20 protein-coding genes are annotated in these 21,351 nt (G+C 47.9%); 5 read left to right on the top strand and 15 right to left on the bottom strand.

Annotation, left to right across the window (positions count from 1 at the left end; genetic code table 11):
- Positions 1 to 124: 124 nt before the first annotated feature.
- The 4 genes from M1E06_RS17135 to M1E06_RS17150 form a co-directional block, all read right to left on the bottom strand.
- The gene (locus tag M1E06_RS17135; RefSeq protein WP_020450614.1) at positions 125 to 655 is read right to left on the bottom strand and encodes a YfiT family bacillithiol transferase; all 531 of its coding nucleotides are present in this window, start codon (positions 653 to 655) and stop codon (positions 125 to 127) included.
- Between the two features lie 14 nt (positions 656 to 669).
- Positions 670 to 1,281 (bottom strand): NUDIX hydrolase, encoded by a 612-nt coding sequence (locus M1E06_RS17140; RefSeq protein ID WP_048350617.1) that lies wholly within the window; start codon positions 1,279 to 1,281, stop codon positions 670 to 672.
- Complete coding sequence (locus tag M1E06_RS17145) at positions 1,278 to 1,871, bottom strand: NAD(P)H-dependent oxidoreductase (protein ID WP_026580626.1); 594 nt, start codon at positions 1,869 to 1,871, stop codon at positions 1,278 to 1,280. The genes M1E06_RS17140 and M1E06_RS17145 overlap by 4 nt, the downstream gene beginning before the upstream one ends.
- 128 nt (positions 1,872 to 1,999) lie before the next feature.
- Entirely contained in the window at positions 2,000 to 3,472 is a 1,473-nt protein-coding gene (locus M1E06_RS17150; protein ID WP_035339176.1) for an extracellular solute-binding protein, read from the bottom strand.
- 50 nt (positions 3,473 to 3,522) lie between these two features.
- Between M1E06_RS17150 and M1E06_RS17155 the strand changes: the two genes are divergently transcribed.
- On the top strand, positions 3,523 to 4,368 hold the full coding sequence (locus M1E06_RS17155; protein WP_020450610.1) for a helix-turn-helix transcriptional regulator: 846 nt from the start codon (positions 3,523 to 3,525) through the stop codon (positions 4,366 to 4,368).
- Here the strand turns inward: M1E06_RS17155 and M1E06_RS17160 are convergent.
- The 4 genes from M1E06_RS17160 to M1E06_RS17175 all read right to left on the bottom strand — a co-directional run bounded on the left by M1E06_RS17160 (position 4,365) and on the right by M1E06_RS17175 (position 8,951).
- Entirely contained in the window at positions 4,365 to 5,912 is a 1,548-nt protein-coding gene (locus tag M1E06_RS17160) for a glycoside hydrolase family 43 protein (RefSeq protein ID WP_048350621.1), read from the bottom strand. The two genes, M1E06_RS17155 and M1E06_RS17160, sit on opposite strands and share 4 nt — an antisense overlap.
- Complete coding sequence (locus M1E06_RS17165) at positions 5,902 to 7,500, bottom strand: glycoside hydrolase family 43 protein (protein WP_048350622.1); 1,599 nt, start codon at positions 7,498 to 7,500, stop codon at positions 5,902 to 5,904. Before M1E06_RS17165 ends, M1E06_RS17160 begins: the two co-directional genes overlap by 11 nt.
- Before the next feature lie 160 nt (positions 7,501 to 7,660).
- Positions 7,661 to 8,521 (bottom strand): VOC family protein, encoded by an 861-nt coding sequence (locus tag M1E06_RS17170; protein WP_048350623.1) that lies wholly within the window; start codon positions 8,519 to 8,521, stop codon positions 7,661 to 7,663.
- Entirely contained in the window at positions 8,493 to 8,951 is a 459-nt protein-coding gene (locus M1E06_RS17175) for a DoxX family protein (protein ID WP_048350624.1), read from the bottom strand. The genes M1E06_RS17170 and M1E06_RS17175 overlap by 29 nt, the downstream gene beginning before the upstream one ends.
- 230 nt (positions 8,952 to 9,181) lie before the next feature.
- Here M1E06_RS17175 and M1E06_RS17180 point away from each other — a divergent pair, with 230 nt between their 5' ends.
- The 3 genes from M1E06_RS17180 to M1E06_RS17190 all read left to right on the top strand — a co-directional run bounded on the left by M1E06_RS17180 (position 9,182) and on the right by M1E06_RS17190 (position 11,335).
- Entirely contained in the window at positions 9,182 to 9,520 is a 339-nt protein-coding gene (locus tag M1E06_RS17180) for a winged helix-turn-helix transcriptional regulator (protein WP_020450605.1), read from the top strand.
- A gap of 152 nt (positions 9,521 to 9,672) precedes the next feature.
- On the top strand, positions 9,673 to 10,650 hold the full coding sequence (locus M1E06_RS17185) for a glycosyltransferase family protein (RefSeq protein ID WP_023855896.1): 978 nt from the start codon (positions 9,673 to 9,675) through the stop codon (positions 10,648 to 10,650).
- A gap of 106 nt (positions 10,651 to 10,756) precedes the next feature.
- Positions 10,757 to 11,335, top strand: a complete 579-nt coding sequence (locus tag M1E06_RS17190) for a class I SAM-dependent methyltransferase (RefSeq protein WP_026580631.1) — start codon at positions 10,757 to 10,759, stop codon at positions 11,333 to 11,335.
- Positions 11,336 to 11,484: 149 nt separating this feature from the next.
- Here M1E06_RS17190 and M1E06_RS17195 read toward each other — a convergent pair whose 3' ends face one another.
- The 3 genes from M1E06_RS17195 to glvA all read right to left on the bottom strand — a co-directional run bounded on the left by M1E06_RS17195 (position 11,485) and on the right by glvA (position 15,320).
- On the bottom strand, positions 11,485 to 13,077 hold the full coding sequence (locus tag M1E06_RS17195; RefSeq protein ID WP_026580632.1) for an alpha-glucoside-specific PTS transporter subunit IIBC: 1,593 nt from the start codon (positions 13,075 to 13,077) through the stop codon (positions 11,485 to 11,487).
- A gap of 15 nt (positions 13,078 to 13,092) precedes the next feature.
- The gene (locus tag M1E06_RS17200) at positions 13,093 to 13,863 is read right to left on the bottom strand and encodes a MurR/RpiR family transcriptional regulator (RefSeq protein ID WP_020450601.1); all 771 of its coding nucleotides are present in this window, start codon (positions 13,861 to 13,863) and stop codon (positions 13,093 to 13,095) included.
- Positions 13,864 to 13,970: 107 nt separating this feature from the next.
- The gene (glvA, locus tag M1E06_RS17205; RefSeq protein ID WP_020450600.1) at positions 13,971 to 15,320 is read right to left on the bottom strand and encodes a maltose-6'-phosphate glucosidase; all 1,350 of its coding nucleotides are present in this window, start codon (positions 15,318 to 15,320) and stop codon (positions 13,971 to 13,973) included.
- A gap of 182 nt (positions 15,321 to 15,502) precedes the next feature.
- Here glvA and M1E06_RS17210 point away from each other — a divergent pair, with 182 nt between their 5' ends.
- On the top strand, positions 15,503 to 15,832 hold the full coding sequence (locus M1E06_RS17210) for a YnfA family protein (protein ID WP_161513128.1): 330 nt from the start codon (positions 15,503 to 15,505) through the stop codon (positions 15,830 to 15,832).
- Here the strand turns inward: M1E06_RS17210 and M1E06_RS17215 are convergent.
- From M1E06_RS17215 to M1E06_RS17230, 4 genes are all read right to left on the bottom strand, one after another.
- Positions 15,829 to 17,664, bottom strand: coding sequence for a sigma-54-dependent Fis family transcriptional regulator (locus tag M1E06_RS17215; protein WP_020450598.1), 1,836 nt, complete (start codon positions 17,662 to 17,664; stop codon positions 15,829 to 15,831). The genes M1E06_RS17210 and M1E06_RS17215 overlap by 4 nt on opposite strands.
- A gap of 101 nt (positions 17,665 to 17,765) precedes the next feature.
- Positions 17,766 to 19,142 (bottom strand): dihydrolipoyl dehydrogenase, encoded by a 1,377-nt coding sequence (gene lpdA, locus M1E06_RS17220; protein WP_026580636.1) that lies wholly within the window; start codon positions 19,140 to 19,142, stop codon positions 17,766 to 17,768.
- Between the two features lie 18 nt (positions 19,143 to 19,160).
- Positions 19,161 to 20,288 (bottom strand): dihydrolipoamide acetyltransferase family protein, encoded by a 1,128-nt coding sequence (locus M1E06_RS17225; protein ID WP_059231984.1) that lies wholly within the window; start codon positions 20,286 to 20,288, stop codon positions 19,161 to 19,163.
- Positions 20,289 to 20,310: 22 nt separating this feature from the next.
- Complete coding sequence (locus M1E06_RS17230; protein ID WP_023855891.1) at positions 20,311 to 21,345, bottom strand: alpha-ketoacid dehydrogenase subunit beta; 1,035 nt, start codon at positions 21,343 to 21,345, stop codon at positions 20,311 to 20,313.
- Between the last annotated feature and the right edge of the window lie 6 nt (positions 21,346 to 21,351).

The following is a 21,351-nucleotide window of genomic DNA, read 5'->3' on the forward strand; positions in this document are numbered from 1 at the left end:
CATATATCTTACCTTAATTTACCGGCTAGAAAAAGCAAAAACCAACGATTCTGCTGTTATGTTAGTGTTAACCATCCCCCCTGAAAACAAACGGTAAACAAAAAACGCGCAGCGGCGCGTTTTTTCAGTTCCAACCCATTCTTTTTCGAAGCTCTGTAATATGGGCAATATGGTGGTGTGAGTGCCACACATAGAGAGCGAGCGCTTGATACAGCTTCATTTCCTCTCCTGTGTCAGGATAAATGTACGCTTTTTCAAAATCCGCTTCTGTTAAAGATTCAAAAAAAGCGGTCCAGCGCAGATGCAGCGTGTTCAAAAGCGCCAGCGACAAAGCCGGATCGAGCGTTCTGGCATCGGTAAGTCCGGCCCAATTCTGTTCGTCAAACGTGCGGATCAAAGGCGCCTCCTCAGTCAGTGCCAATTTGCTTCGAATATAGCCGTTCATATGGCTGTCGGCAAGATGGTGAACGACTTGCCGGACAGTCCAGCCTCCGGTCCGGTACGGCGTATCAAGCTGTTCTTCATTTAGTCCCGCCACCGCGCTACTCAGGAGATGCGGCGCTTGCTTCAGATCCCCGATCCATTTTTTCCGTTCCCTTTCTTCCGCTTCAAGCGGTTTTGAAAAAGTGCCGATCGGATATTTCAACTGATCCATTGTCTGTTCCTCCCCTAGTCGCAATACACTGCATCATGCTTTCCAAAAAGGTATTCGATCTGTTCATACGTATTCCTTGCTTCCGATAATTCAGGCAGATTCTCCAATGGGAAAAATCCAAGGTTTTGCGTTTCCATCCCCGCTTCCGCCTTGCCTCCGACAATTTGACAGGCAATAAACAGCTTATAGATGTGGAAGGCGGAAGGAGGGTGGTTGTGGCGCTTTTTATCCATGACCGCCAAAAGTTTGTGCGCCTTGACTTTCAAACCTGTCTCTTCAAGCGTTTCTTTAACCGCAATTTCTTTCGGCGTAAAGCCGATGTCTGCCCATCCGCCTGGCAGCGCCCATTTACCGTCTGCTTTTTCCTGGACAAGGAGGAGCTTATGATCTTTAAAAATCACGGCTCTCACATCGACTTTAGGTGTTTGATAGCCCGATTCTCCGGCAAAAAGCTCTTTCACTTTTGAGAAATCGGTTTCCGCATAATCGGCGATAATTTCACAGCTCAACTCGCGAAGCCGCTCAAAACGTTCACGATCAAAGTCATCTTTTGTATAGGCAAGCCCCGCCTGGGCGATGGCTTGAATTTCCTTCGCCCAATCCAGCCATTTCAGATCCTTTTTCATTCGCTGATCCCCCGATCTGCAGGAGCTATAGACCGGTAGACACGGTCAAGCCATTGCGTTCGTTTTCCGTCGGAGCTGTCTTTCACACCGGCAAACAGCAGTCGCCTTACCCGCCGTACGCCGCAAAACTTCAACATCACATCTTTAACCGTCACCCAGTCGGCATCCCGCCGCCAAAACCGCAAATACCATGATGGGGCGTCAGCCGTGTAGTAAACCGAAGCCGTAGGCGCCTTCAGCAGGCCTTTTGGCAGCTTTCCTTGATATGTATAAGCTTCTCCGGCTACAAAAACGCGGTCAATAAATCCTTTCATGATCGCCGGCATCCCGCCCCACCAAAGCGGATAAATGAAAATCAGATGGTCGGCGTTTTTGACAATTCTTCGATATTCGGCGGTTTCCGGGTCGCGCTTCATATCAGAACGCCTTTTCTTTTCATCAAATAATAGAACGGGATCAAACCGGTCTCTATACAAATCAATGACGTCATAAGAATGCTTACCGTCCTCAAGCGCCTTTATGACTTGATTTAAAATGGCTCCGTTGAAACTGTTTGGATTTGGGTGTGCATATATAACGGCAGTCTGCATATCGCTTCCTCCTTTTCGTCCTTTGATGGAATTATATTGTTTATTTTGCAGAATTTAAAGAAAATGAACTTGGAGCAAATATGATGAAAAACCCTTTCCTTTTGAAAAAACGGAAAGGGTTTTTCTGTTTAGTTTGCCTTTTTCAGATCTTCATTCAGCTCTTTCATAATCGTTCCGCCGCCATGCTTCTCCCATTTTACGACTGCCTTGTCAAAGCTTTTTTCATTGATTTCCCCGAGAATAAATTTGAATGTGGCGTCATCGATGATTTTCTTCAATTCTGTTCCCCTGTCCATCTGTGCAGCGGAATACAGCGGTTCGGCCGGATTCTGGACTGCGATTGCCCGGTTGTCCTCCTCAAGCTTTTCATTTTTGGCGCGCAGTGGATCTTCAGCGCTTTTTAAAGCTTGTTTATTGATGCCGATCAGCTGGTTTAACGGCTGAATTTCCGCTTCCCACAGATGGTAGTATTCCTGTTTTCGAAAATAGCCGCTGTCGCCTTTCTTTTCATAGTGTACGCCTTCTATTCCATACAGCATTAAATTGTTGAGGTCTTCTTCAGCGATTCTGTCAAAAAATGCGAGAATTTTTTTGACCTCTTCTTCAGTCTTGACGCTTGATTTCGAAATGGCGAACATCCCGCCATGACCGCCGAGCGCCCATGTGCGCTCCTTGCCGTCGGGGCCTTTGATCAGGTTTGCGATCTCAAGCTGAAATTCGGGATTCAAAGCGAGTCCCTGATCACGCAAGTTCATGGCATCGCTCATTGCGCCGATGTAGATTCCCGCTTTTCCCTGAATCACTAAATCCTGCTGCTGCGTTTTGCTTGTCACCGCGAAGTCCCGGTTCATCAGGCCTTCTTCATAAAACTTTTTCATATATGCCATTGTGTCTTTATAGGCCTCATGCTTAAAATAAGGAAACAGATTTTCGTCTTCGTCGGTCCCCCATTCATTCGGTGCGCCAAAGTACGAAGCCAAGGTTTTAAACGCTCCGAAGGTGAGATCATTGCGGTCGGCAAGACCGATCGTATCGTCTTTTCCGTTTTGATCGGGGTCCTGTTCTGTGAACGCTTTTGCTATTTTATAAAGGTCATCAACGGTTTCCGGCATTTCCAAGCCGAGATTGTCGAGCCAATCTTTCCGAATCACGACTCCCTGTCTGGCCATCGGCCTTTCTCTATAAATCCCGTAAACTTTGCCATCAACCGAGATATTTTTTAAAATGGTTTTATCAAGCGTTCTTAAATTCGGATAGTCTTTTAAATACGGACCGATTTCCCAGAACATTCCCGACCGCAGCGCGCTGACAACCGCTGAATCTTCAAGATCAGGCAATGTCATCACTTTAGGCATGCTTCCGCCAGCAAGCGTTGTATTGATCCGCTCTTCTTTTGTTGAATCCGGAACCCAAATGAGCTTCAGCTTTGTATTCGTTTTGTCTTCAATGATCTCAAGCGCCTTCTCCTTCGGAGGCTGCGGCGTGTGGAGCGGTACGAGCCAATCGATTTCAAGCGCCCCGCCCTCTTCTGTTGACGCCTTTTGCTGCGTGCAGCCCGCTGAAAAAACCAAGATCAAGATCAGGCAACATAACTTTTTCATATGATCCCTCCCGCTTGATAAGAAAACGTTTTCAAGGAGGAATGCCCGACATGCTCCATCCTAAATATTTCATAGCCGAGCATTCTTTTTCGATTCAATATATGCAGAGAAAAGGATTTACCGAGATGAACGCGCCGCATGTTCATGAAGGCTATGAACTGTATTATCTGCTCAGCGGAGAACGCACGTATTTTATTAACCAAAGCGTCTATACCGCGGAAAAAGGCTCGATGATCATCATCAACCCCCACGACCTCCACCGAACGTCAAGCACGGAAGTTCAAGAGTTCGAACGCATCCTGATTAATTTCTCGCACAATTTCATTGAACCATTGCTTGAGTGCAGCCATTATCGGCTGCTTCCGTTTCCGGAACATCAAAATTTCATCGCATTTTCCCTCCGTGAACAGGCGGCAGTCGAACACCTGCTGATGGAGATGAAGAAGGAGTGCAAGCTGAAAAAAGAAGGACACGAAGATGTCGTGAGGGCGCTATTGTTTCAGCTGCTTTTTACCATTTACCGGAGCCTTGCGGGCGGCGGACGCAATCAAACACGGCCGCTTCACCCGATGGATGAAAAAATCTCGGAAATCGCTTCATATATCAATGGCAGCTTTCAAGAAACGATGACATTAAACGGGCTGGCCGGACAATTTTATATCAGCCCATCATATTTAAGCAGAGTGTTTAAAAAAGTGACCGGCTTTCATCTTCAGGAGTATATCCGGCATATCAGAATCCGCGAAGCGAAAAAACGGCTTCGTGATACAGACGAGAAAATATTGGACATCGCCGCGGATACCGGTTTTAAGCATATCAGCCACTTTAATAAAGTATTTAAAGAAATCGTCGGCATCCCGCCGCTTCAATACAGGAAAAAAAGCAGAGACATTTAATATGCGGTATAACGGAACCAGTCAAAATCAGCGACGGCCTTTCTGCCGCTTCCGCCATTATTGGCGAATACCCCCACCATCGTTCCTGTATGTCCTTTTGCGTCACGCGACCCCTCATCGCTTAAGAAACGGGCATCATAAGTACCGCCTGCGTGATGCCAATGCTTCCCTTCATAACTGTAGTAAAAATCCCTCTTTTGCTTATTGATGACGGCTTTTAAATACAGCGGGCCGGCTTCGGCATGTTTTTCCCCAAGCGTTTTTTGGAAGCCGGAGCGATTTTCCATGACCTTGATCTTTAATCCTTCTTCATAGGTCAGACAGCATTTCAAATAATTATGCGTGCTGTAGTAGCAGACGATCCCCGCTTGCTCGCCGGACGCCGCAGGTGAAAAGTCGAGTTTCACGCCGGCGCTGTATTGGTGGTGCTTTTCCCTTCTGACGACCGTATTTTTTGCGCGGATGTCGTGTAAATCCCAATCACCTGTCCATAGCCTGAGATATCCCGGTCTTTCGGTCAAAGACCAGCCTGAATGGTCGGGATTTCTGACAAACTGCCAGTCAAGACCGAGCGTATCATCGTCAAAATCGTCGAAAGTCTTTTCATCCCATTTGACCGGAGGAAGGTTGGGAGCGCGCTGGATCAGACTCGGGCCGTTCAAGCCGTTGATGACAAACCAGCCGTCATCCTTCCATTCGACGGGATCCAAAGCGGTCTCCCTGCCAACCGTTGTATAGTTTCCCTCATTGGGCCGCCCGCATAGATACACCGCCCACCATTCTCCATTCTGGGTTTCAACGAGCTTGCCGTGCCCCGCTCTTTGAATCGGAGCATCCGGGTCTGTCTGCGTTAATATCGGGTTATACGGGCAGGGCTCATAAGGACCGTACAAATGCGTCGAGCGGGCTATCGTGATCGAGTGGGAATATCCGGTGCCTCCTTCCGCCAATATCGCATAGTAATACCCGTCTTTTTTCAGCACATGCGGCCCTTCAGGCGCCCTTCTGCCGGTCCCTTCCCAAATCTGAACCGGCTCGCCGGAAACTTCTGTGCACTCGTCATTTAAAGGAAAGAGCGTGCAAGCAGGACTGAGCAGCATATAGTGTTTCCCGTCGTCATCAACAAAGTGAGACGGATCGATGCCGCTTCCTTCATCAATGAAAACGGGCTTTGAATAAGGGCCTTCAGGACGGCTGGACTTGATCATGATTTGCCTGCGGATCAGCTCTCGTCCGTTGATGACGGTCGGTCCGTTCAGCCTGTGTGTCGCGAAAATGTAGAAGGTTCCGTCATGATACGAGATATCGGGCGCCCAAATGCCGTGTGAATCTTTGATATCAGACAGATCCAATCTGTCATTCTCCGTAATTCCGTGGCCGATGATCTTCCAATGGACTAAATCTTTAGAGTGGGAAATAACGATTGCCGGGAAATACTGAAACGTTGAGTTCACCATGTAAAAATCTTCCCCGACTTTGATAATTGAAGGATCTGGGTGAAAACCGGTCAACACCGGGTTCGTATATGTGTGTTCACCATTCATGACATTCCCCTCCTGCCGGTTCGACCCTGAACCAATTGATATCGCACCAGCCGTCCTGTCCGTCTGCTCCTCCGGTATCCGTGCAATATACACCTGCCTTGGCACCCGTCCATCGCCCGGGAACAGCCTGAAACGAATCCCCAATCTGTGTGAAATGACGCTGATCCATGCTGTAGCTGAAACGGCACACCGCCTGTTCATCAACAGTCACGCGCAAATAGACCGTTTCCGCCTGTACACCGTGCTCTTCTGTTTTGACATCTTCCTGTTCACCTTCCATACGGCCTTTGTATACAGAAAGCCGATAGCCGTTTTCCGATTTCGAAAAGCCGAGATAGGCGTATTCCCTTCCCATTACAGCCAAGCCGGCCAGCATAGTGTCCGAGAAGGCGTTTAGCGACAATTTGACCGTTGCTGTAAAGCTTGGGCCCGAAAATTTCTGCATCAGAAGGTTCGGCAGACGGCTCAGTTTGAACGGATGCGGGATGCCGCGGCTGTACAAGCGAAGCCGGCCGGGAGTGGCGCTGAGAGAGTACCAGTCTTGCTTCGGATTCGCTTCCCATTGCCAATGAAGCGCAAGGCGATCTGAAGAAAAATCATCATTGGCATGGTCAAAGGGCTGTTTCACTTCTTTGGCGTTTGTCTTCGGCTTTTCCCATTGCAAAACAGGTTCGCCGATCCCGTCGCCGTCTATGTCTTCGCCCATCAACGGCCAGCCGTCGATCCAGCGGACAGGTTGAAGGTGCACTACTCTGCCGAATGCTCCGCGATCTTGAAAGTGGATAAACCATGATTCTTCGGAATCAAGCTCAATCCAGCCTCCCTGGTGCGGACCGTTAATCGCTGTATTTCCTTGGTGGAGGACAACCTTATCTTCATAGGGACCGTAAATCTGCTTGCTCCGCAAAACCGTCTGCCAGCCTGTCTTCACCCCTCCGGCCGGGGCAAAGATATAATAATAGCCGTCTTTTTTATACAGTTTCGGCCCTTCAATGGTAGGGTGGTTCAGCGTACCGTCAAAGACGATCTCGCCATCGTCTTCCAATGCCGTTCCGTCTTTTTTCATTCGGCAGAGATTCAGCTTGCTCTTGATTCCGATTCTGCTGTTGGCATAGGCGTGGATCAAATAGGCATTTCCGTCGTCATCCCAAAATGGACAAGGATCAATCCAGCCCTTTGTCTTTTTGACGTGTATGAGAGGCTCCCATCCTTTAAACGGATCTGATGTTTTGCTCATAAAGATTCCCTCATCAGGCGTAGCGAAATACACCAGGAATTCCCCGTTATGGTACCGAATGCTCGGCGCCCATGCTCCTTTGCCGTGAGCAGGGGCCTCGTATTCGCCGAAGGGGAGCTCGTCAAACACATGGCTGATCAAAGACCAATTCACCAAATCTGTCGAGTGCAAAACGGGAATTCCGGGAAAACAGGAAAAACTCGAGGCCGCCATAAAAAAGTCGCTGCCTTTCCAAACGACATCGGGATCTGAGTAGTCCATGAAAAGAACGGGATTGCAAAACCGCCCGCCGTCAACATTCGGATTCCAGACAGGCGGATGTTTCGCCTTGCCAGTCAGGCTTTTTGCCATCAACCTTCACCCCTGTTTCATTTCCAATTTTTCAAATTCATGTTAGCACAGCTGCCGCCCCTGAATCTTTGTTATTAATGTCTGTTTATTCTCATTCTTTGCTATTGTTGTCCTTTGATTGAATGGCATAAAAAAAAGGCGAAACTAAAGTTTCGCCTTTTCAAGCAGTCAACCTGATATCAATGCCTGAAGCCGGGTCTTTAACAAACCATGCGTTTTCTTGATGCTCAACGGCATAACCTGAGCTTTTCAGTTTTTTCACGATGCAGTCCAATTCCGCCTGACTCGGGAGAAGAACCGTGTAATATGCCATGCCTGCCGCATTAAGTGGAGCAAATGGCGCATGTTGTCCGGCCCAGATGTTTAAGCCGATATGGTGATGGTAGCCTCCGGCAGAGACGAAAAGCGCTGACATGTGTTGATAATCTCCTGTGATATCAAATCCCAGCACAGAGTGGTAAAATTCTTTCGCCAGCTTTAAATCCTTGACATGAAAATGGACGTGTCCGATTTTTGTTTCAGAGGGAAGACCTTGCCATTCGTGACCATCGGCTTCTTCAAGAAGACCTTGGACATCAACCGGCTCCGTACCCATTACGTAGTTCCCCTGTTCATCACGCTTCCAGCCCTCACGCGGGCGGTCCCGGTAGATTTCAATTCCGTTTTGATCAGGATCTGACAAGTAAAGCGCCTCGCTGACAAGGTGATCTCCCTGGCCGAGTTCAATGCCGGAGCGGAGCAAATGCTTCACAGCCATGCCGAGCTGCTTTCGATTTGGAAGCAAAATGGCAAAATGATAAAGGCCTGCTGCCGATCTTTCAGGCAGCACAACAGCATTTGGAATTTCCTCAATAATCAGAAGCGGATTTTTCCCGTCAACTGTGAACTCCGCCGTTTTTCCGTCACGTTTTAATACTTGAAAACCGATCACATCCCTGTAAAAAGAAACCGATCTTTCAAGACGGCTCACCTTCAGCTTTACATATCCGAGCTCAGTGCCCGGGTGGATTTGCTGCGTCATCTGTTTTTCCTTCTTTCCTTGGTTTCTCCTGCCCTTTGGAACGGAATAAACCATCAAGAGACAGCATGCGGCTTCCGCTCAAGCCCAAGTATATAGACATTGCAAGAAGCGCTACATCAAATTCATAGCCTGCGCCTCCATCCGTTCCCATGAATCCGGCGGATAGCTTAACAGTGAAAATGGCCCCCAGCATGACAATCGCAAATAAAAGGCCAATCACACGCGTACCGAGCCCGAGAATCATTAAAGCCCCTCCGGCCAATTCGATAATCGCTACGATATAGGCGAGAAAGCCCGGAATTCCGACACTGCTAAAAAATCCTACAGTATTTTCAATCCCGCCTTGAAATTTTGAGAGACCGTGAAGCAAAAATGTAAGACCGGTAACCAAACGTAAAATAAATGCACCTAATTCGTATTTGTTGTTCATTATTTTCTCCTCTAGTTTATTTTTTATTTAAAAGACCAATGACGTACACCAACTTTATCCATCTATCAACATATCATCCGCATAAGAAGTCTGCAGTGTCCTCCTTTTTTCGTTCGTTACTTACTTTGTGTAAGTTAGTATATATAAATAAGAAACTTACGTCAAGACATTTTATGAGCTTTGCTCATTCATTGATATACCGTTATAATAGACCTAGAGAGGTGAGAAATATGAGCCTATCATCTTTATGTCCGAAATTCGAAAAAGGAATGAAAATGATAAGTCAGCGCTGGAATGGATTCATCATTCACCAGCTTCTTAACGGACCGCAGCGGTTTTGCCATATAGAATCTTCCCTTCCCATCAGCGGAAGGCTGTTATCCGAAAGATTAAAAGAACTCGAACACGAAGGCATCATCCACCGGCACGTGTATCCAGAAACTCCGGTGCGGATCGAATACTCCCTGACTGAAAAAGGACAGGCGCTCGAATCGGTCCTTAAAGGAATGGAAAAATGGTCGCAGGAATGGATCGATCCGGACGGCGCCAATGAACGGGAAAATCATTAAAAAAGGCGTGCATCTCAAGTGCATCGCCTTTTTGTTTTGCCGTTTTATTCCGCATATTTTTCAGATCCCCGCCTTTTCATGCTTGCCTGAACATCAATTTTTAATCCTCATATATTAAATAGGGAAAGATTACTTCCTGAGAGGAGAAAGAAATGCGGAGATGCTTGAAAATATTAGTTCTGATTAAAACGTTTTGGAAGACCATGCCCAAACATGAAGTAAAGTATAAAATGATGAAATCTCTGGAGGAGTTTGCCGAAGTCATGTACTGGCATACAGACGGCTATCTTCCGGATATTTTGGACAAAATCCAATTTCGCCCTGATTTCATTTTCCACTACGACATTGCCTACGGCTTCTCATTATCCCCAAACATAAGGGGGCTCAAGGATACAAACATCCCCACCGGCGCGTTTGTGATCGATTCTCATTTTAATCAACAGATCAGAAGCAGCTATTTCGAAGAAAACCAAATTGATTTAATTTTTTCAGTGACAAAAGAGCATTTTTTAAATGAATATCCCCAGTATGAAGAAAAATTCAGATGGGTTCCATGGGCAGTTGATCCAGAAATATTCAAGGACTGGAAGTTGAAAAAAACGATAGACTATTTGCTCATGGGACTCGTGCATGAAGGAAACAAAAGATACCCCCCAAAAGGAAAATACCTTTTTAGGGAAGCTGTACTGCAGACCATGAAGCATGAAGAAGGGTTTGTTCACCACCCCCATCCCGGCAATGTCATAACTGATGAAGAAGAAATCAAGCAGGCTTTTTTGAATGAAAAGTATGCCCAGGAACTGAACAGGGCCAAGATATTTTTCACGTGCGGAAGCACCCTTCGCTACCCGTTGTTGAAATTTTTTGAAGCTCCTGCCTGCAGAACGTTGTTGCTGGCGGAACCAAATCAAGATATTTACGATCTTGGTTTTAAAGACGGCACCCATTTCATTGCTTGTGAAGTTGAAGACTTTTATGATAAAGCAAAATACTATCTTCAAAACGAAAAAGAAAGGCAGCGTATCACAGACAACGGCTACCGTCTCGTTCATTCGCGGCATACCTATCATGCGCGCGCACAAGAAATAGCAGACGCGATAATAGATTTTTTGGAGCAGCGGAAACGGTGATGAATGGATCCATTTTTCTTATCCGGCGGGATTGTTCCCGCACGCATTTTCTTTTCGGACATATATTTCTATTACTGATGATTTAAAAGATTTCGAGGTGAAAAACATGGGAACGGAAATGCCCGCTGAGTTTTATGATCAATTTATTGACCGACATCTGATTCCGCTTGAAAAAAGCCCTTGGAAAAAGGTGTATGAAGAAGCTGCACGTCTATTGCCGGAGTCCAAAGATGAAACGATTGTTGATATTGGCTGCGGCACAGGGAGATTCGCAAAGCTTTTATATGACAAAGGATACAGAAAATATTTAGGCATCGATTTTTCCAAAGGAATGCTTGAAGAAGCCAAAAGGTATAATCCCTCGTTTACTTTCATCGAAGGGAATGTATATGACGAGGCGATCGTCCGGATGCTGCAAAAATACAATGTTTTTGTTTTGCTGGAAGTATTAGAGCATATCGAGAAAGACAAGGCGTTTTTATCAAGTCTTCCTCAAGGGAGCGATATGGTGATTTCTGTGCCTAACTATGATTCTCGCGCCCATGTCCGCCACTTCAAACATATTGACGAAGTCATCGAAAGATACGACGGCATATTGGATTTTCAGGGCAGCGAAAAAGTCGTCATTAAAACATCTGAACAGCTGAAGAATGAAATTTACGTGCTGAACTGCAAAAAAAGATAATAAACGGGAATTGGCATGCAGCGAGCTAATGCGGATAACCTGTGAAGCGTTAGCTTGTCTCTGCATCAAAAGAGCATCCCCCAATCGTACATGCAAGTCTCCGCAACTTGCATTTGTCGTTTCAGGAGATGCTATTTTCCCCGGCACAATTATGATTGATCCAGCAGCTTCTCAACCCTTTCACGGACTTGCGGAACCGAAAGACCGATGATAATTTGCAAGGCTTTCCCGTTTCTGACGACACCGTGAACGCCAAAGGACTTAAACGTACTGTCCGGCTCCACTTTCGATTCATCATACACGCTGACTCTCAGTCTTGTCGCACAATTCGTCACTTCAGCTATGTTTTCTTTTCCGCCGAGCGCTTTGATGCAAAGAACCGCCTGATCGGTTTCATCCATTTCCTGCGCAGCAGAAACCTCTTTTTCGGACTCTTTTTTCGCCTTGTATTCTTTTTTCGAATAAAATTTGGTCTCCTGCTGCTGGTCTTTTTCACGCCCCGGTGTGGCGATATCCAATTTTACAATCAAGAACCTGAATACGAAGAAGTAAATGGCGGTGAAAGACAAGCCGATCAAAATTTGAAAAATATAAGTGCTGCCATGCTGATGAAACAGAGGGATCCAGTTGAGCGTTAAAATCTCGATTAAACCGCCGCCCATATTTCCGACAACCCCTGCAGCATACATCAAGGTTGCCATCGTCGCGGCCAAGAGACTGTGTACGAAAAACAGCAGCGGCGAAATGAATAAAAACGTAAATTCGATCGGCTCCGTGATCCCCGCAATCACCGCTGTCAGCGTGATCGGAATCAGCAGACCGGCAACGATTTTCTTCTTTTCTTTTCTGGCTGTTACATAGATCGCGAGCGCGATCCCCAGAATTCCGAAGATTTTAGAGTTTCCGTGGAGCGCGAATCCGCCTTGAGGAAAGAGCTCTTTCAACGGCTCAGAGCTTGCCGAGAACTCGCTGAGATGCTGCGCCCAATAGGTGACAATTCCGCCTTCAACTACGGCCGGGCCGAAAACAAATGGCGTGTAGATGAAGTGATGCAGGCCTGTAGGGATCAAAATTCTTTCCAAAAATGTGTAAACCCATACACCGAATGCTCCTGAGGCGACAAGGAAGCTTTGCAGCGACGCAATGCCGCCCTGCACCATCGGCCAAATCCACGCGGTCGCAAGCGCTACCGGAAGCATGATCGCAAATGAAATGATAACGACAAATGAAGAGCCTTGAAATATTCCTAAAAAATCGGGCAGCTTCTTATCAAAGTAGCGATTGTGGATATAAACGACAATCGATGAAATCAGAATCGCCCCGATAATGTTCGTATCAAGGGTTTTGATGCCGGCGATTTCCGCAAGTCCGCTTGTTCCTCCGGCTTCCTGTGTCATATCAACACCGAAAAAATCGCCCCATACTGTCAAAATGGCGCTGACAAAATAATTGAAGGTCAGATAGGTGGTAAGCGCTTCCAAACATGCCCTCGCCTGCGCTTTTTTCGCCAGTGCGATCGGAATTCCGACCGCAAACAGCAGCGGCATTTGCCTGAAGACAGTCCAGCCGCCTTCTTCAAGGATATACCAGAATTGATACCAAAAGGTGTCCTGACGGGCAAGCGCTCCCATCAGCTGCTCATTTTTAAATAATGTGCTGAGGCCCACGACGATCCCGGCAAAGGCAAATAGCAAAACCGGCACAAACATGGCGCTTCCGAATCGCTGTACTTTTTGCATCAATGCGAATCCCCCCTGTTATTCCTGATTTTTCTTTTCTTCAGCATAGTCGACATAGCTGCGAAACAGCGCTTCCCCAACGAGAAAAAAGGGCGCAAAAGCTGTCAGCTCCGTTTTTGGATAAACCGTCACCGTCTGGCTCGGCGCATAGAGATTGTAAGGCGTGAGCTGGGCGAGCAGATTATTTTTCAAATTAGTCAAAGAGATAAAAGGAATGCCTTTTGCCGACAGAGACTGTGCCTGCGGAATCAGCGACGGGGTTTCTCCTGACAGCGAAATGATGATGATCAGATCGGCCGGGCTAAAATCAGGAAACATGAGGTCGAAATCGATTTGATCTTTGATCACCGTCAAATAACGGTGCTGAGAAACAAACATTCGCTGCAGCTCATAAGCGCACGTGGTCTGAGCGGTACCTGAACCATAGACAAAAATGCGGTCTGCTTCGTCAATGAGCTGACACATCTTGCGCAAATCCGTATTTTTCAAATACTTCATGCTTGCTTCCATATCCCTCATGAGGCATTCAAAGGAACGGCAATCTTCCCGCTCTTCTTCCCGTTTCTCGGCCTCCCATTTCAGAAACACCCTGAACTCGCTGTACCCGCTGAAATCCAATTTTTGAGAAAGCCTTAAAATCGATGTGCGGGATACGTTGCATTTCTTTGCTAATTCGTTGATGCCCAGCTTGTAGCAAGTGTCTTGATGGTTCAAAATATATTTCAAAACATGAAAGTCGTTTTCGTTCAATTTTTTATAATGCTTGTTCATTAATTCTTCCAACTGCATCATTTTCACCCCATTTATTCTCTGTCTCTATTATATAAAATACGAGAATAAATGGGAGATATGCCTGGGCTGGCCGGTATGGCTCAGGAGCCCAGGCGCTTTTATCCTTAAAGCGACGGCTGAAGATGTTCCGCGGAGAGCTCCGGCCAATATGCTTTGTTCGCTTCAATCAGATCATCGAGAATCAGTTTGGCTGTTCTTGCATTCGGCACGGTGCGCGACAAAATTAGAGCCTGCCAAAGCTTTTGATACGATTTTTCAATCCAGGCTTCAACGACAAGCTTTTCAACAGACACCTGCTGTTCCATCAGCCCTTTTTGGAACTGCGGTATCTTGCCGATTGTGATCGGCTCCGGACCGTTTTTGCCGACAATGCAAGGCACCTCAACCATCGCCGATGAATCGAAGTTTTGGATCGCTCCGTTATTTTCAACAATTAACAGCATCCGTTCACCGGTATTAAAAGCAAGGGCGCGCGCAAGGTCGACAATATATGAAGCATGATCATCAATTTTGATTTTGCTGCCGGCGCTGGATTGGGCTTTTGCGATTTTTTCACACTCGCCGAAAATGAATTTTTCCCGCCCTTCCATTACTTCGTTCGCCCGCGTGAATTCAGGGTTTGATTTTTTCACCATGTCATCGGGATAAAAATAATATTGCAAATACGTATTTGGAAGCGTCTCAGGATCGAGTTCATATACTTCCCTCGCTTTTTTGAACGTGTCGTTCCAGCTGGCCTCAGCCTTTTCATGTTCGTGTTCAGGAATATAGCCGAACTTCCCGACGTGCTCCTTGATCGCCGGCATCAGATCATTGCCGTTTTTATCACAAATTGACGTCCACCAGCCAAAATGATTAAGACCGTAATAACGGACGACCATCTCTTTTCGTGATGACAGCCCGAGAATTTGAGCCATCCTGTCTTCGATACCGATCGGCATATCGCAAATGTTCAGCACTTTTGATGTCGGCCGCAGCCTTCTCGTCGCTTCGGCAACGATTGCAGCCGGGTTTGAATAGTTCAGCATCCACGCATCAGGTGAATAAGTTTCCATATAATCAATGAGCTCAAGGACGCCGCCAATCGACCTCATTCCGTACGCAATCCCTCCGGGTCCGCACGTCTCCTGGCCGACGACTCCGTATTTCAGAGGGATCTTTTCATCGAGCTCGCGCATCGCATATTTGCCCACTCTGATATGAGCCATGACAAAATCAACATCGGAAAACGCCTCTTCCGGATCGGTTGTCGCTAAAAATTGAATGTGCGGAGCCCTTTCTCGAACCAACACTTCACAGGCGCCGGCTATCTTGTCTTGCCGCTCCCCATCATTGTCATACAATTTCAGCTGTCGGATCGGGAAATCATCCAAATTGTCCAAGAGCATCAATACAATCCCCGGGGTAAATGTGCTTCCTCCGCCTGCAATGACAATCGAATACGTTTTATCCATTTTTAAAGCCCCCTTATAAGCGTTTACAATTTACTTATATCATGCTGAAGGAGCCGTTCCAACAGGTTCGGGAAAGACAGTTCCTATACTCGCGTTCTGTTTATTTTCCCGAAAAACGGGAACTTTCCCGGCCGTTTTATGTCGTGTAGAATAAAGGCAATTCACTGAATTGGAGTGTGTTGTTGATGCTGATCGCAATCGGTTTATTTTTGCTGGCGGGCTTGGCTGAAATCGGCGGGGGCTATCTCGTATGGCTGTGGCTGAGGGAAGCCAAACCGCTGTGGTACGGGGTAGCCGGAGGGCTGACTTTAATCATTTACGGCATAATCCCGGCTTTTCAGGCGTTTCCATCGTTCGGGCGCGTCTATGCCGCGTACGGGGGCGTATTTATTATTCTGGCTGTGCTTTGGGGTTGGCTGGTGGACAAAAAAACCCCCGACCTCTATGATTGGGCCGGGGCCGTGATCTGTTTAGCCGGTGTCAGCGTCATGCTTTGGGCGCCGAGAGGTTAAAGGTTATACTTTCGAAGCCGCTTGTAAAATGTGCTTCTTGGAATTCCGGCCTGCTTAGCCGCTTCGGACACATTTCCTTTCGTTTTTTGCAAAGCTTCCATCATCGTTTGTTTTTGAACACGTTCTCTGAATGTGAGCCGGTCTTCTTCAGAAGGTGCGCCGCTTTTCCAATGGAGTCCGTCCAGCACCGCGCTGTATTGGGACGGGGCGATCAGCCCGCCGTCCGGAAATAAAACCCTGAGCCTTTCAAACGTATTAAAGAGCTCACGGACGTTTCCCGGCCAGTGATATTCTTGAAGCCGATTGAAAAAAATCGGCGGAAAATCGGCCTTCCACCCGTGTTGCTGCTGATAGTGGCGGAACAAATCAGGTATGTCCTCTTTGCGCTCTCTGAGCGGCGGTACTTTTACCGGATAAACATGAAGGCGGTAATACAGATCTTCACGTATCTTTCCTTTTTGGAGAAGATCTTTCAGATCACGGTGTGTTGCTGTGATGATTCTGATGTCGAGGGGAACTTCACGGGTTCCGCCGATCGGGGTGACCTTCCGCTCTTCGATGATCCTTAAGAGCGCCACTTGCATCTGATAAGGGATCTCACCGATTTCATCGAGAAAAATCGTACCGCGGTGAGCCTGTTCAAACTTCCCTTTTGAACCGCGGCGCTTTGCTCCTGTAAATGCACCTTCGGCATAGCCGAACAATTCGCTCTCCATCAGGCTTTCAGGAATGGCGCCGCAGTTGACGGCGATAAAAGGCCCGTTTCTCCGGGCGCTTGCCTGATGAATGGCCCTTGCGGCAAGTTCCTTTCCGGAGCCTGTCTCCCCCCATATGTATACATTCGCATCCGTCTGAGCCGCAAGCCTCATGTCGTTAAGCGCCTGCTGAAACGCCCGGCTTGTTCCGGTTTCTCCTGGATAGATGAAACCGGATGCGAGTGATGGAGCTGTTTTTTTGCGGGAGACTTCAGCCAGTGCCATCGACTTTCCGAGGGGCCTCCCGTCTTTTGCGGAGAAAATCGTCTGCTTGTGCACGCCGGCAAACCCGCGCTCATACAGATCATTGACATCCATTCTCCTCCAGTCGGAAAAACGTTCCCGCACCGATCTGCTCGCAGCTACGATTTTGTCTTTTTCATTGCAGACGATAAACGGCTGATCCGAATCGATTTTTTCAAGACAATGGCTGATGAGCTCGGCTTCGTTTTTTTTCGTGTGTACGCTGACCTCGCGCTCGATGGCGTGTGCGGCAGTAGCAGCCATCCCAAGCATAAAGGGATGCCTTCTATCCGTGAGACAGGAAATATCAATCAAACCCATAACGGTGCCGTCTTCATCGCGAATCGGTGCAGCAGAACAGCTCCAATGATGGGATGCCACCGAAAAATGCTCGGTCCCGTGAATGGTGACAGCTTCGCCGATTTCAAGTGCGGTTCCGATGGCGTTCGTGCCGACTTCTGTTTCCGTCCAGCGCACACCCTCAACAAAATTGATTTTTTTCGCCTCTTCAAGCGTCCTCAGGCATCCGGCCAAACTCAATACGTACCCGTCGGCATCGATCAAGAGCGCCATCATTTCCGACTCTTTTAATTCACGGCTGATATTGTGTAAATAAGGCAGGGCGATATCGAGGAATAACGAATGTTTCTTTTTTTGAGCGTTGAATAAATCCTTTTTTAAAATTGACTGTCCTTTATCTAAATACGGATTTACATTTCGGCTTTTGCAGCGGTACCATGATTCCATGACTCTTTTGTTCAAGCGGGCCTGGTCAAGGAGCCCCTCCTGAACAAAACGTTTCCACGTATTTAAATAGCAGGGCGTCGGATTCATTCCATCCTCTCCTAATGCTTTTTCCTCATTATATTATAAAAGCGCTTTCAATATCGATAAAAAAACTCCGCACTTACCTGCTGTGCGAAGTTTTCCATTATTCAGCAATGAACCGCCTGGCCTGCGACTTGCAGCAAAGCTTCGTGAATCGTTTCCGAAAGAGTCGGATGAGCCGCGATGAAGTGCTCCATTGCGTCTGCCGTCAGCTCAGCGTGCATCATCACGGCTGCCTGGCCGATCAGTTCGGTTGCTCCCGGACCCACGATCGAAACCCCGACAATTTCCTGATACTCCGGCTCTGTGATGATTTTGACCTTTCCGGCAGCCTCATTTAAAATAAGTGCTTTTCCGTTTGAAGAAAACGGAAACTCACCGATACGAACATCCCCGTAGCGCTCCCTCGCCTTTTTTTCATTTAAGCCGACGCTTGCGATCTCAGGCGAGGTATAGATGCAGCGCGGAATGATTTCACTGTTGACCTTCATGTCTTTGCCTGAGGCATGGGATGCGGCGACGATTCCTTCGTGAAAGGCGGCATGCGCCAGCTGAACTCCGCCTGTGATATCCCCGCACGCATAAATATGCGGAATGTTTGTCTGCATATGCTGGTTGACTTGAATCCCTTTCCTGTCATATCGCACTCCGATATGCTCAAGCTTCAAATCAGCAGTTCTCGGTTTTCGGCCGACGGCGACCAGACATCGATCCGCTTGAATATTAAAGCTGTCATCGCCATTTTTCAGAAAGACGCGCTGCCGGGCAGGATCAAGACGCTCCACTTGTACAGATGTGAAAACACGGACGCCGGATTCTTCGAGACTTGTGTGCAGAAAGGCGGCAATATCCGGATCTTCCTCAGGCAAAATCTGTTCCGCTTGCTCGGCTATCACTACGTTCGCTCCCAACCTGCTGTATATACTGGCAAATTCACAACCGATGATTCCTCCGCCGATAATAAAAATTGTTTCAGGAATGGACGGCAATGACATGGCATCTCCGCTGTCGATGATCCAGCTCCCGTCAAAAGACGCAAAAGGCAGTGCGGCAGGTTCCGCTCCTGCCGCTATAATCACATGCCCGGCATTGATGACCTCCTGTTTTCCGTCCTTTTCAACAATTATGTCGTGTTCCGACAAGAACGATGCTTTTCCTTGCAGCACCTTGATTTTGTTTTTATTCATCAAATATTTAATACCCCCGGCGAGCCGCTGAATAATCTCTCTCTTACGGCTCTGGACGGCCTCCCACTGAACCGTCGGGCTTTCGCCTGTCAGCCCGATGCCGAATGCACCGGCGGACTTTACTTTCTCGAACATATCGGCGCTCTCAAGAAGCGCTTTTGTCGGTATGCACCCTTCATTTAAACACGTCCCTCCGAGGGGGCCATCTTCAATCAGGATGACTTCTCTGCTATTCTTGGCGGCTGTTATTGCCGCTACGTAACCCGCAGGTCCCCCTCCTATAATCGCGAGTGTCACAGTCTATCCACCTTCTCTCTATAAAAGAATCGATGCAGGATCTTCCAAATATTTTTTTACATCTGAAAGGAATGCTGCAGCAGGCGCACCATCAAGCGCGCGGTGATCAAAAGTCAGACTGAGCGGCAGAATGGCGCCCTTTGTCAGTTCTCCGTCTTGATAGACGGGGGCCGAATACATTTGGCCGATTCCAAGTATCCCGGTTTCTGGCGGATTTAAGATCGGTGTAAAGTGCTCGACACCATATGCGCCGAGATTTGTAATCGTAAATGTCGATCCTTCTATTTCGTCGTGCAGAAGCCTACCTTCCCGCGCTTTTTTGGCATACCATTTGATTTTCTTGGCCAGTTCGATCAGCGGAAGCCGCTCGGCATGACGGATGACGGGAACGGCCAGGCCTTCGTCCAAAGCCGCCGCCACTCCTAAATGAACATGATCAAAGGTCGCAAGCCTTCCGTCTTGATAAACGCTGTTCATGGCCGAATGATCCAAAAGCGAAAAAACAGCTGCCCTGGCGGCAAAATCAGTGATCGTCAGCTTTGTATCATACCTGGATTGAGCTGTTTCATTAAGCTGTTTTTGCAGGGCTGTTAATTTCGTGATGTCCGCCTTCATCGTAATCGTCAGCTGGGCGCTGTTTTGCAGGCTTTCCGTCATTCTTGCGGCAATCGTTTTCCTCATCGGGCTTGCCGGCGGACGATCTTCAGCCTTATCCGCCTGCTTGTTCGGCCTGTCGGGAAGCGCCTGCAGCACATCCGCTTTCGTAATTCTCCCTCCGGGCCCCGTGCCTTTCAGCGTTTTGATGTCTATATTTGCGCTTTGCGCGATTTTGCGTGCAGCCGGAGAAATTTTAATCCGTTCTTTCGGGGAATCCGGCTGTTTTGTTTGACTTTCCGGCGTTTGTTCGTTTTCATTCCCGATCTGGCAGATGACCGTTCCCGGCGGCACTCCCTCTCCTTCGGACACTTTGATGTCCAACACGGTTCCGTTTGCCGGAGATTCGATTTCCATTTCGATTTTTTCGGAATTGATGCTGGCAATGCTTTCTCCTTTTTCAACGGCTTCACCGACTTTTTTATTCCAGACGGAAACCGTACCTTCTTTCATCGCCATTCCCAATTTCGGCATGACAACCTCGACAGCCATGTTCTCCTCTCCTTTCCAATCTTTATACCGTATGTGTTGAGATTTCTCCGAGCATCTCCAGCACGGTGTTCACCACTTTTTCCGGCGTCGGCAAATACAGGTCTTCAAGAGGCGGTGAAAATGGAACCGGCGTATGTGGAGCCGTTACCTTTTTAACCGGTGCATCAAGCGAATCAAATCCTTTATCTGCCGCCAAAGATGCGATATCCGCGGCGATGCTGCATCTCGGATTGGCTTCATCGACGATCACAAGTCTGTTTGTTTTTTCAACAGATGTAAGGACGGCCTCCTCATCAAGCGGTGAAAGACTCCTCGGATCAAGGACTTCGGCTTCGATTCCCCGCAGTGAGAGCTGTTCCGCCGCTTGAAGCGCCGTATGAACCTGTTTGCCGACTGCGACAATCGTTACATCAGCGCCTTCCCGCTTGATATCGGCTTTTCCGATCGGAAGCGTGTAATATTCTTCCGGCACATCGCCTGTCATGTTGTACAGCGTTTTGTCTTCAAAAAAGATAACCGGGTCCTGATCCTCAATCGCAGCGAGCAATAAGCCTTTCGCATCGTACGGGGTCGACGGCACAATCACTTTCAAGCCGGGAATGCTTGTAAATAGGGCATACAAGCTTTGCGAATGCTGGGCGGCTGCCCTAAAGCCGGCACCGTGGGTCGTCCGGATCGTAATCGGAACTTCCGCTTTTCCGCCAAACATGTAGCGGAACTTCGCTCCCTGGTTCAGCACCTGGTCCAGACACGTGCCGATAAAATCGTTAAACATCAATTCCGCGATCGGCCTTAAACCTGTTGAAGCCGCCGCCATGGCTGCGCCGATGTACCCCGCTTCACTAATCGGCGTATCAAGGACGCGCTCCCGTCCAAATTCCTGAACAATCCCTTTCGTGACGCCAAGCACACCGCCCCATGCTTCATCATCCTGCAGATGATCGACATTCGCTCCTCCTGCGACATCTTCCCCCATTAAAATGACGTGATCGTCCTTTCTCATCGCAAGTTTGATCGCTTCATTCAATGCGGCTGACATGCTGATTTCCCTCGTCATGTTTCC

The sequence above is a fragment of the Bacillus sp. AK124 genome, from assembly GCF_053903085.1.